9 protein-coding genes and 1 riboswitch are annotated in these 11,102 nt (G+C 72.1%); of the genes, 2 read left to right on the top strand and 7 right to left on the bottom strand.

Annotation, left to right across the window (positions count from 1 at the left end):
- Positions 1 to 178 precede the first annotated feature (178 nt).
- Positions 179 to 1,798, top strand: coding sequence for an AsnC family protein (locus tag EIZ45_RS47740; RefSeq protein ID WP_370318236.1), 1,620 nt, complete (start codon positions 179 to 181; stop codon positions 1,796 to 1,798).
- Here EIZ45_RS47740 and EIZ45_RS39045 read toward each other — a convergent pair.
- Complete coding sequence (locus EIZ45_RS39045) at positions 1,795 to 2,721, bottom strand: RluA family pseudouridine synthase (RefSeq protein WP_134670194.1); 927 nt, start codon at positions 2,719 to 2,721, stop codon at positions 1,795 to 1,797. The genes EIZ45_RS47740 and EIZ45_RS39045 overlap by 4 nt on opposite strands.
- On the bottom strand, positions 2,718 to 3,326 hold the full coding sequence (lspA, locus tag EIZ45_RS39040) for a signal peptidase II (protein WP_134670196.1): 609 nt from the start codon (positions 3,324 to 3,326) through the stop codon (positions 2,718 to 2,720). The genes EIZ45_RS39045 and lspA overlap by 4 nt, the downstream gene beginning before the upstream one ends.
- Positions 3,327 to 3,414: 88 nt before the next feature.
- On the opposite strand from lspA, the gene EIZ45_RS39035 reads away from it, so the two are divergent.
- The gene (locus tag EIZ45_RS39035) at positions 3,415 to 3,741 is read left to right on the top strand and encodes a hypothetical protein (RefSeq protein WP_134670198.1); all 327 of its coding nucleotides are present in this window, start codon (positions 3,415 to 3,417) and stop codon (positions 3,739 to 3,741) included.
- 93 nt (positions 3,742 to 3,834) lie between these two features.
- Here EIZ45_RS39035 and EIZ45_RS39030 read toward each other — a convergent pair whose 3' ends face one another.
- The 5 genes from EIZ45_RS39030 to EIZ45_RS39010 all read right to left on the bottom strand — a co-directional run bounded on the left by EIZ45_RS39030 (position 3,835) and on the right by EIZ45_RS39010 (position 11,083).
- Complete coding sequence (locus EIZ45_RS39030) at positions 3,835 to 5,166, bottom strand: aminotransferase class V-fold PLP-dependent enzyme (protein WP_134670200.1); 1,332 nt, start codon at positions 5,164 to 5,166, stop codon at positions 3,835 to 3,837.
- Positions 5,167 to 5,206: 40 nt separating this feature from the next.
- Positions 5,207 to 5,321: riboswitch (SAM riboswitch) on the bottom strand.
- 96 nt (positions 5,322 to 5,417) lie between these two features.
- A complete protein-coding gene (locus EIZ45_RS39025; protein WP_134670202.1) occupies positions 5,418 to 6,896 on the bottom strand; it encodes a potassium/proton antiporter in 1,479 nt (492 codons plus the stop codon).
- Positions 6,897 to 6,995: 99 nt separating this feature from the next.
- Positions 6,996 to 7,691, bottom strand: coding sequence for a helix-turn-helix transcriptional regulator (locus EIZ45_RS39020; protein ID WP_037812407.1), 696 nt, complete (start codon positions 7,689 to 7,691; stop codon positions 6,996 to 6,998).
- Between the two features lie 271 nt (positions 7,692 to 7,962).
- A complete protein-coding gene (locus tag EIZ45_RS39015; RefSeq protein WP_167756680.1) occupies positions 7,963 to 9,564 on the bottom strand; it encodes a penicillin-binding transpeptidase domain-containing protein in 1,602 nt (533 codons plus the stop codon).
- A 127-nt stretch (positions 9,565 to 9,691) separates the two neighbouring features.
- On the bottom strand, positions 9,692 to 11,083 hold the full coding sequence (locus tag EIZ45_RS39010) for an amino acid permease (RefSeq protein WP_134670204.1): 1,392 nt from the start codon (positions 11,081 to 11,083) through the stop codon (positions 9,692 to 9,694).
- Positions 11,084 to 11,102 lie beyond the last annotated feature (19 nt).

Below are 11,102 nucleotides of genomic sequence, written 5' to 3'. Positions count from 1 at the left end.
CGGTGCCGCGGTGGCGCGGGCCACGTGGTGCGGCAGGCCGTACCGGCGTGCCAGGGCGTCGAACTCGGGCGGTCCCGCCCGCCCCGGGACGCGCCGATCGCCGAGGTCGCGGTGGCGCGGGGCACGCCGGGCGCGTGGTGCGGCCGGGCCGGGCGGGCGAGGCGGTAGCGTTGCCGGAGTGGCCGTGACCGATCCCGCCGACATCCGCCTGCTCGCCGCGCTCGCCGAGCTGGGCAAGGGGGCTGTGCACGAGCTGGCGGCGAAGGTCGGGATGGACCCGAGGGAGGTCGCGTACCGGCTGGTCGCGCTGTCCGGGAGCGGATTGCCGCTGCTGGTGGGGGTCGAAAGCGACCCGAACGGCCTCCGCGCGGCGATTTCCGGGGCTCCGGCTTCGTGGCAGCGTCCCCCGGGCGGCTATCCGGGCGGGCCCGGGTCGGCGCCGTTCCCCGCTGCGGCCGGACCGAACGCGGGACCCGGGACGGCGGGACAGAACCTGGGCGGGATGCCCGGGGCAACCGGGCCGAATCCAGGCGGGGCGGCCGGGCCCAACCAGGGCGGGATGCCAGGGGCTGCGGGGCCCAACCAGGGCGGGATGCCAGGGGCTGCGGGGCCCAACCAGGGCGGGATGCCAGGGGCTGCGGGGCCCAACCAGGGCGGGATGCCAGGGGCTGCGGGGCCTAACCAGGGCGGGATGCCCGGACCCAACCAGGGCGGGATGCCGGGGCCGATGACGTCCGGCCAGGGTGCGGCGCAAGGCGCTGGCCCGGCGTCGGCGGGAGTCCCCGTGCGAGGCGGGGCGGCGGGGATGCCGGGCGCGCAGGGCTCCGGTCCGCATCCGCCCGGGCCGAACGGGATCCCCGATTCCGCCGGGATGCCGGGGCACTCCGGACCGCATCCGCCGGGACAGCACGGCATGCCCGGCCCGGGAACCTCCGGCGCCTACTCACCAGGGCAGACCGGGATCCCCGCGGGTCCGGGGCAGCACGGCATGCCCGGCCCGGGGACTTCCGCCGCGTACCCGCCCGGGCAGACCGGCATTCCGGCGACCGGGCCAGGTCCGGGCGTGTCCGGCGCGTACGCCCCCGGACCGGCCGGGATTTCCGGCGCGTATCCCCCTGGGCCGAACGGAATTCCCGGCGGGCCGGGGGTGTCGGGCGCGTATGCCCCGGGACCGAACGGGATCCCTGCCGGGCCGGGAGTGTCCGGCGCGTACTCCCCCGGGCAAACCGGGATGCCGCACCAGGTTCCCGTCGGCGCGAATGTCCACAATGGACCCTCCGGGCCGTACCCGGCTCCGGATCCGGTCGTCAGCACGTGGGGCGTCCCGCAGACCGCTTCCTGGGCCCGCGGCGACGAACCCCGGCCCGCCGCGGCGCCTGCCAAGCAGGGGCGGATCGGCGAGACGATGCAGTCGCAGGGGCTCGAAGGGGAACAGCTTTCCGTACAGCTGCTGGAGGTCCAGGATCCCGCCGACTTCCTCTTCGGCGCGGCGGGCTACCGGCTCGAGGACGGCGAGCGCGCGGTCGTCGTGCACACCGAGATCACCAATCGCGGGCCGATCCCGTTCGCGTCGCTGCCCGACAACTATCTCGAGCTCGTCACCGACAGCGGCGAGACCGTCGCGAAGGCCCCGGTTTCGCTGACGTCCCGGCCGCCGCACAAGATCGGCGTGCAGCCGGGCGAGACGCTCGGCGGGCACACCGTCTACGTGCTCCCCACCGCAACCCGGGTCGTCTCGGTGCGCTGGAGCCCGCGGCCCGAGCCGGACGAGCGCACCCTGACCTGGGCCGTCGACTAGTTCCCGTCGCGCAGGATCTCCAGCGCACTGGCCAGATCGTCGGGGTACTCCGCCTCGAACTCGACCCACCGGCCGTCCGCGGGGTGCGCGAACCCGAGCGTCCGCGCGTGCAGCCACTGGCGCGTCAGGCCGAGTTTCCGGGCCAGCACCGGGTCCGCCCCGTAGGTCAGGTCGCCCGCGCACGGGTGGCGCAGCGCGGAGAAGTGCACGCGGATCTGGTGCGTACGCCCGGTTTCCAGCTTCACGTGCGCCAGCGACGCCGCCCGGAACGCCTCGACCACCTCGTAGTGCGTGACGCTCGGCCGTCCGCCCGCGACGACGGCGAACTTGTAGTCGTGCCGCGGATGGCGGTCGATCGGGGCGTCGATGGTGCCGCGCGTCGGGTCCGGGTGGCCCTGCACGACGGCGTGGTAGCCCTTGTCGACGGTCCGTTCCTTGAACGCCCGCTTCAGCACGGTGTACGCGTGCTCGCTCTTCGCCACCACCATCACCCCGGTGGTGCCGGCGTCGAGCCGGTGCACGACGCCCTGCCGTTCGGCCGCGCCTGAGGTCGAGATGCGCAGCCCGGACGCGGCGAGTCCGCCGACGACCGTCGGGCCGGTCCAGCCGGGGCTGGGGTGCACGGCGACGCCGACCGGTTTCGAAATCACCACGATGTCGTCGTCATCGTGCAGGATCTTCATGCCGTCGACCGGCTCTGCGACGATTTCCGCCGCACGTTCCGGTTCCGGCAGCGTCACCTCGAGCAGCCCGCCCGCGGACAGCCGGTCCGATTTGCCCGCCGGACGGCCGTCGAGGAGGACGTCGCCCGCCGCGGCGAGGTCCGCGACCGCGGTGCGGGACAGGCCGAGCAGTTTGGCGAGCCCGGCGTCGACGCGCATCCCGTCGAGCCCGTCGGGGACGGGCAGCATGCGCGCGCTCACTCGGAGTCCTTTTTCTTGCCGCGGGTGGAGGTGCCGTCGTAGTCCTTGCCGAGCAGGGACAGCAGCACGATCAGCGCGCCGCCGACGCAGATCGCGGAGTCGGCGATGTTGAAGATCGCGAACCCCTGGCCGTTGGGCGCGAACGCGGAAATGAAGTCGACGACGTGGCCGCGCAGCGGTCCGGGCTCGCGGAAGAACCGGTCGGTCAGGTTGCCGAGCGCGCCGGCGAGCACGAGCCCGAGGCCGATCGCCCAGCCGACCGAGCGCAGCCTGCGCGAGATCCACACGATCGCGATCACGACGCCGATCGCGACCAGCGCGAGCACCCACGTCATGCCGGTCGCCATCGAGAACGCGGCGCCCGGGTTGCGGATGACCTGCAGGTAGATCAGCCCGCCGAGGATCGGCTTGGGCTCCTTGCCCTCGAGGTTCGCGACGACCAGGTTCTTCGTGATCAGGTCGATCGCCCACAGCAGCGCCGCGACCGCGAACACCACCCAGACCCGCCGCTTGGGCAGCGGCGCGCCGTCCCCGGCGGCCTCCTGCTCAGGCGGTTCCGCAGACGGCTCGACCTCGGACTCGGACGGCGAAGGATCGGTGCTCACACCCCCATTGTCCACAACCGCGCCCGAGCAGGTCACAGCGGCCGAATTCAGTCGCCCCGGAGGCCTCTCGCCCGCCATCATCGCTGCCATGCCCGCCGAGATCCCCACCCCCGCCGCGGCCGCGGCGTGGATCGCCCTCGACCTCTCCCCCACCAGCGACCTCCCCCTCTGGGCAGCCCACTGGCTGGCCGACGGCGAGGACGGCGAGCACCTGCGCCACCTGGCGGGGCTGTCCCGCAGCGAGCCGCGGGAAATCCACGACGTGCAGGAGGCGGCCTTAGCCGACTGCCGCACGCCCATTCCCGCTGTGGCCGACGCAGCCGAAGCCGCGTTCACTCATCTGGCCCGGCTGTTCCTCAGCGGCGACCTCACCGAGCGCGGCCTGTTGAACGACCTGCACGCGGACTGTGTTTGATGGCGTCGGCTCCGCCGCCGCGGCGGGATCGCCCTTAAGCGATCCCGCGTTGTGGTCACGTTTCCTGTCGCGCCAGTCCCAGCACCAGCCCTGTCAGGCGCAGAACGGCGGCAGCTCCCGCGGGTCCCCGACCGGTGCCCACCGCCCGTCCACCTTCGCGTACTCCCACCGGGCTCGCCGGGCCACGATCTGCCGCAGCGCCAGCACCAAGCGGTCGACGTGTTCCTCGGTGCTCCCCAGCCCGAGGCTCACCCGGACCGCCTGCTGGCCCTGGCTTCCGGCTTCCCGGATCAGCCGCCGGGCGGCCACGTGCGCGCAGAACGCCCCGTCCCGCACGCCGATTCCGTACTCGGCCGACAGCACCGCGGCCAGCCATCCGGGCTCGAACCCGTCGACCACGAAGCTCACCGTGCCGACCCGGTCCACCGGCGCGTCGAAGAACCGCAGCTCGGCGAACCCCGGCAAGCTCTCAAGCCCCTTGCGCAACCGCTCCAGCAACGCGGCTTCGTGCGAACCCACGGCATCCCACTGAGCTGCCAGCTGCTCGCAAGCCACCCCGAGCGCATACACGCCAACGGTATTCGGCGATCCGGCCTCGTGCCGTTCTTCGCCGCTGTTCCACACCACGGCTTCCTCGGTCACCAGCTTCGTAGCGCCACCACCGGCCAGGTACGGCTCGGCCGCCCGCAACCAGTCGCTGCGCCCGATCAGCGCACCGGCCCCGAAGGGCGCGTACAGCTTGTGCCCGGACAGCGCGACATAGTCAACATCCAGCTCCCGCAACGAAATCTGCCGGTGCGGAGCGAGCTGCGCGGCGTCGAGGGCCACCCGGGCACCGTGTTTCCGGGCCACCGCAGCGATCTCGGCCACCGGCAGCAGCTCGCCGGTCACATTGGACGCACCGGCGACGACCACCAACCGCGGCCCCTGCGGGCATTCCGCGAGCGCTTCGTCCACAACGGACACTGCGGCGAGCCGGGTCCGCGGCAGCTGCACGCGCCGGACGTTCGGGCCGCGCCACGGCAGCAGGGCCGCGTGGTGCTCGCTGTCGAACACCACCACGGAAGTCTTGCGCGGCAACGCTTTCGCCAGCAGGTTGAACGCGTCAGTGGTGTTGCGGGTGAAGATCACCGAGTCGCCGTTGCGCGCGTCCACGAACCGGCGCAGCACGTCGCGCGTCCGCTCGTACAGCCGCGTCGAGACCTGCGAAGCGAAGCCGGCGCCGCGGTGCACGCTGGCGTACCAGGGAAGGAACTCGTCGACCGCCGAGCGCACGGCGTCCAGACACGGCGCGCTCGCCGCGTGGTCGAGGTTGGCGTAACCGATGTCGCCGCCGGTGACCAGCGGGACCCGCAGCGTCGCACCGGCGACAGCGGGAACGGCAGCGGCAACAGTTTCCGTGGACCGGTCGAGTGCGAGAGTCATGACGGCGCCTCCTCGGCGTTCCGGGGGACCCCCGGCGAGGGGCCCGCGCTTGCCCGCCGCACTGCGCGACCGGCCTGGTCCTCACCCGGGGCACCCCACCGCGGTAGGAGGGTTGCCGGCCAGCAAGCCGGGGCTTCGCGCTGGCACTCATGACCTGAAACCGAAGATAGCGGACGACCCCCGGGAGAAACCAGACCCGTCTCGTGATCTGAGACGGCAGTCACAGAGTTTGTCCACAAAGGACAGAAAGATCAGGCTCCGGATTCCCCGTGCCAGCGGGCGAGGCGGCCAGCCCGGTCGACGGCCCGGATGCGCCGTTCGGTCGCGTCGCGGTCGGCGGCGGTCGTGACCACCAGAAGCTGGTCTTCGACCTGCAAGCGGCTCGTTTTCTGCGGAGTGAAGCCCGTCCCGCCGCGCACCACGAGGCTGACCGTCGCCCCGGCGGGCAGCCGCAGCTCCGACAGGTACACGCCGTGCAGCTTCGACCCCTTCTGGATGCGCACCTGCAGCAGTTCGGCACCGAGTTCGTCGAGCGGGGCGGCGTCGACCTCGATCTCGTGCGCCTGCGTCGCCTTCGCCAGCCCGAGGATCCGCGCGAGCGGACTGAGCGTCGCGCCCTGCAGCACGGTGAGCACGATGACGAGCACGAAAACCGCGTCCACGAGCCGTTGCGCGCCGGGCACGCCCTCGGACAGCGGGATCATCGCGAGCACGATCGGCACCGCACCGCGCAACCCCGCCCAGGACAGGAACGCCTGATCCCGCCACCGCAAGCGGAACGGCAGCAGCGACAGGACCACCGACAGCGGCCGGGCGAGCAGCAGCACCACCGCGCCCGCGACCAGGCCGGGGATGAGCGTTTCGAGCAGCCGGGTCGGCGACGCGAACAGGCCGAGCAGCACGAACAGCCCGATCTGCGCGAGCCAGCCGAGCCCTTCGGCGAACGACAGGGTGTCCGACCGGTGCGGCAGCTTGGAATTCCCCAGCACCAGGCCGGCGACGTAGGTGGCGAGCAGGCCGGACGCGTGCGCCAGCTGTCCCGAGGAGTACGCGAGCACGCACACCGCGACCGTGGCGAGCGGGTAGAGACCGGTCGCCGGGAGCGCGGCCCGGCGCAGCGCCTGCGCGCCCAGCCAGCCGAACGCGAGGCCGAGCACGAGGCCGGTGAGCAGTTCGTAGACCACCAGCAGCGGCAGCGACCAGTCGACCGCCTCGCCGGACGCGAGCACGACGACCGCGATGTAGGCGGGCGCGTCGTTGATGCCGGATTCCAGTTCCAGCGCGCCGACGAGCCGTTTCCCGACCCCGGCCGTGCGCAGCACGGAGAACACCGCCGCCGCGTCGGTGGACGCGAGAACCGCGCCCCACAGCAGGGCGAGCCGCCAGTCGAGGCCGAGCAGCCAGTGCAATGCCGCGCCGGTGACCGCGATGCTGATCACCACGGCCACTGTGGACAGCAGGATTCCGGGCCCCAGCGAGGGTTTCACCGCGGACCACCGCGTGGTGAGCCCGCCCTCGGTGAGGATCAGGACGAGCGCGGCGAGCCCGAGGGACTGGGTGAGCGCCGGATTGTCGAAGCGGATGCCGAACCCGGCTTCGCCGAGCACGACGCCGATCCCGAGATACAGCAGCAGCGACGGGAATCCGAGCCGGATGGACACCCGCACCGCGACGACCGAGACGACGAGAACCAGCGCTCCGACGCCCAGCACCAGGGGAAGCTCGTTCACCCTCCGCCTCCCTCCCGGTCGCCCGCAGGCGTCCAGAATAGTGAGGCAGTGTCCGGTTCCCGAGCGCGCACCACCGGTCCGGGGGACCTCGCCGGTGTGTTACGAAGCCTCGGCGGCACTCACCGTCGCGAGATCGACACCGAGCGCGGCGAACGGACCCCGCGCGCCCGGCAGGACGCGGACCGCGCGCTGCTGGTCCCGCGTCAGCCATCCCGCCTCGACCGCCCGCTCCAGCACCGCCGCCGGAACCGCGCCGGCGAGGTGCTCCCGCCGCTCTGTCCAATCCAGACAGTCGCGCAACAGCGGCCGCCGAGGCCGATCCGGCACCGCGACGCCGAGATCGGCCAGCACGTCGCGTCCGGCGTCGGTGAGCGCGAGCCCGTCCGACACGTCGATCAGGCCCCGCTCGACCATCCCGTCCCGCAGGGCGACGCCGAGGGTCCCGGCGAGATGGTCGTAGCAACTGCGCGCGAACGACAAACGCTGCACCCGCAACGAAGTCCGCAGCCCGGACGGCCGTTTCAGTTCGGCATGCTGCGCCAGATGCTCGATCAGCTCCGCGACCCGCGGATTCGCGAGCCGCACGTACGCGTGCCGCCCCTGCTTCACCCGGGCGACGAACCCGGCCTCGGCCAGCCGCGTCACGTGCTCGCTGGCCGTCGACACCGCGATCCGCGCCGCGGCGGCCAGTTCGCCGACCGTCCAGGCCCGCCCGTCGAGCAGGGCGAGACACATGGTCGCGCGGCTCGGGTCGGCGAGCACGGCGGCGACCTCGGCCAATGCGACGGTTTCCATGTGCCCACGGTAGAGCGGGGACGCTTCGGCCGCGGCCGAAGTGAGGTTTTCTCGGCAGCCGCGGCGTGCGCCCTGGTTGCCGCGATGCGCGGCAACCAGCACCGGCCGGATCGCGCCCATCTGGCCGGGACAGCTTCACGCATCTCGCTCGCGGAGCTGGCGCGCGGTTGCGAGGTCCGTGAAGGGCTCCTTGAGGGAATCAGATTCCCTCAAGGAGCCCTTCACGGACTTTCAACGGGAGAGGAAGCCGCACACCCGCACTGCTGAATCCCTACAGCGCATCGAGGAACTTGGCGCCCAGCGAGACGGCCGGTTTGGAGTCGTTGGCTCCCTCCAGGAACACCGCGAACGCCAGGTCGCCGCGGTAGCCGACGAACCAGCCGTGTGCCTCCGCGCCGTCGCCGAACTGCGCGGTGCCGGTCTTGCCGAACACCGGGCCGGAGTGTGCCAGGCCGGTCGCCGTGCCGCCGGTGACGACCTCGCGCATCATCCCGCGCAGCGCCGCCAGGACCGGGCCGGACGGCGGGTGGTAGCCGGTGTTGACCTTGGTGCCGTCCTCCCACAGCCGCGGCACGACCGCGCGCCCGGACGCCGCGGTCGCCGCCATCACCGCCGCTCCCATCGGGCTGACCTGCACCTTTCCTTGGCCGATGCCGTCCTCGACCTGTTCGTCCGCGTTCGCCGCCGGGTCGACGCGGCCCATCTCGGTGGACAGGCCCTCGATCGAGAAGTCGGCGTTGAGGCCGAACTGGGTGGCCGCCTTCGCGAGCCCGTCGGCGGGCAGCTGCGACGCGAGCCGGGCGAACGTGGTGTTGCAGGACTTCGCGAACGCCTTGTGCACGGTGGTCGTGCCGAGGTCGAACCCCTCGTTGGAGAGCGTGCGGGTGCCGATCCGGTCGGTCAGCGGGCACGGAACCGTGGAATCCGGCGTGACGATTCCGGCTTCCAGCGCCGCGGTCGCGGTGACGATCTTGAACGTCGACCCCGGCGCGTACTGGCCGCTGAACGCCGACGCCGCGTTGGTGACGCTGGCGTTCTGCGCCACCGCGAGCAAGTCGCCGGAGGACGGCTGGATGGCGACGAGAACGGCCTTGCCGTGATACCCGTCGACCGCTGCCTGAGCCGCGTTCTGCGTCGCGACGCTGAGCCCGGTGGCGGCCGGTTTGTGGTCGCCTTCGGGGTTTCCGAACAGCGCTTCGAGGTTCTTGCCCGAGGCGTCCACGCGCTCGACCGCGAACGCTTCGGACGACTGCCCATGCCCGGTGAGCGCCGAACGGAGCAGCGGGAACGCCTTGTCGTCAGCCAGCTTCAGTCCCCCGCCGCCGGAGACGACGAGCGGTTTGCCGTCGCGGTCGACGACCGCCGGGACGTCCGAGGACGCGATCGCCAGCCGCTGCCCCGCTTCCAGCTTGGGGTGCAGCACCGTCGGGGCCCAATGGACCCGCCACTTGCCCTGCGCCTGGACGAGCCCGAGGCTGCCGGTGTACGTCCAGACGTGGCCCGGGCCGAGGTTCCAGGTGATCGTGTAACCGGCGGTGGCCTTGTCGCCCTGCGCCGCGCCGACGTCGCCGAGCTTCGCGGTCAGTTCCTTGGGCTTGAGCGTCGCCCACGCGTCCTGCAGTGCGGTCGAGGCGTCCATCGGAGCGTCGGTGGCTTTGCTGGCGGCGTCGGCGTCCTTCCCCGCGAAAGCGAGCAGGTACGTGCGGGCCGCCGACGTCGGGTCGCTCGGCTCCGCGGCCGTCGAGGCCGGCTCCGTGCCTGGTGAGGCCGCTGTCGTTCCGCTGCCGTTGAGCAGCACGACCGCGGCCACGACGATCGCGACCACGACCAGCGCGCCCCCGATCAGCACGCCCTTCTTCCCGGCAGGACTCACCGTCGCCTCCCCCTCGCCCACGCGGTCCGCCCGCGTCCGTGGCTCAGCTTGCCCATCGCATCGCGGGACCGGGCGTTACCTCGGGGAACGCGACGGATTCGTGATCAACGCCGGGCCGTATAGGTCGTTATACAGTCTGGTCAGCCGCCCGGCGGGCGCGTTGCCAGCAGATCCCGGCCACGACCAGCGCCGCCACGAGGACGCCTGAGCTGATCAGCTGGATCCGGGCGTCGGCGTCGCCGGTCATCACCGCCAGGATCGCGATCATCGCGGCGAGCGTCGCCCAGGTCAGGTACGGGAAGCCCCACATGCGCACGGTCAGGCTCTCCGGCGCGGTGCGTTCCAGCTGCTTGCGCACCCGCAACTGCGTGCAGGCGACCAGGATCCACACGATCAGCAGCACCGAGCCGACCGCGTTGAGCAGGTACTGGAAGACGGTGTCCGGCCAGAGCGCGTTCAGCGCCACGGCGACGAACCCGAAGAGCACCGAAGCCGCGACCGCGAAGACGGGTACGCCGTTGCGGTCCACTTTGGTCAGTGCGCGCGGGGCGTGGCCGCGTTGCGCCAGCGAGTACACCATGCGGGCCGCGCCGTACATGTTGGTGTTCAGCGTGGACAGCAAGGCGAACAGCACGACCACGTTCATGATCTGCCCGGTCGCCGGGATCCCGATCCGCTCGAGCACCGCGGCGAACGGGCTCTGTCCGATGTGGACACTCGACCACGGCAGCAGCGACACGATGACCAGCATGGAACCGATGTAGAACACCGAAATCCGCACGACCGCGTTGCGGACCGCCTTGCCGACCGCGTGCGCCGGGTCGTCGGATTCGGCGGCCGCGATGGTCACCACTTCCAGGCCGCCGAAGGTGAAGACCACCGCGAGCAAGCCGGTGCCGACGCCTTCCCAGCCGTTCGGGAGCAGTCCGCCGTTGCCGAGGAGATTGGCCGTGCCGACGAAGGACGTTCCTGGGAGCACGCCGAGGAACGCGAGCACGCCGAGGACGAGGAAGGCCACGACCGCCACGACCTTGATCAGCGCCAGCCAGAACTCGAGCTCGCCGAAGCGGGACACCGCGGTGAAGTTGACCGCTGTCAGCACGGCCATGAAGAGCAGGACCAGCGCCCACTGCGGAATGCCGGGCAGCCAGCTGTTCACGATGATCGCGGCCGCGGTGGCCTCGACGGCGAGCACGACCACGAGCGCGGCCCAGTACAGCCAGCCGATGGCGAACCCGGCCCACGGCCCGAACGCGCGCTCGGCGTGCACCGAAAACGACCCGCTGGACGGGATCGCGGCGGCCATTTCCGCCATCATGCGCATGACCAGCATCGCGAGCGTGCCCGCGAGCACGAAGGACAGCACGATGCCGGGCCCGGCGAGCTTGATCCCGACGCCGGAGCTGACGAACAGTCCCGAACCGATCACGCCGCCCATCGCGAGCATGGCGAGGTGCCGCTGGCGCAGGCCGGCGGCCAGCCCCTCGGCGGCCGGTTCGGCGGCGGCTTTCGAAGTCATGGGGAAATCCCTAGCAGAC

The sequence above is a fragment of the Amycolatopsis sp. CFH S0740 genome (assembly GCF_004522315.1).
GTDB classification, from domain to species: domain Bacteria; phylum Actinomycetota; class Actinomycetes; order Mycobacteriales; family Pseudonocardiaceae; genus Amycolatopsis; species Amycolatopsis nivea.
The sequence above is the reverse complement of the archived record's forward strand: the minus strand, read 5'-3'. Positions and strand labels throughout refer to the sequence as shown.

Excerpts from the sequence above, each read along its gene's own strand:
- EIZ45_RS39035 (WP_134670198.1), top strand. The coding sequence starts at position 3,415 with ATGCCCGCCGAGATCCCCACCCCCGCCGCGGCCGCGGCGTGGATCGCC.
- EIZ45_RS39030 (WP_134670200.1), bottom strand. The coding sequence starts at position 5,166 with ATGACTCTCGCACTCGACCGGTCCACGGAAACTGTTGCCGCTGCCGTT.
- EIZ45_RS39020 (WP_037812407.1), bottom strand. The coding sequence starts at position 7,691 with ATGGAAACCGTCGCATTGGCCGAGGTCGCCGCCGTGCTCGCCGACCCG.
- EIZ45_RS39010 (WP_134670204.1), bottom strand. The coding sequence starts at position 11,083 with ATGACTTCGAAAGCCGCCGCCGAACCGGCCGCCGAGGGGCTGGCCGCC.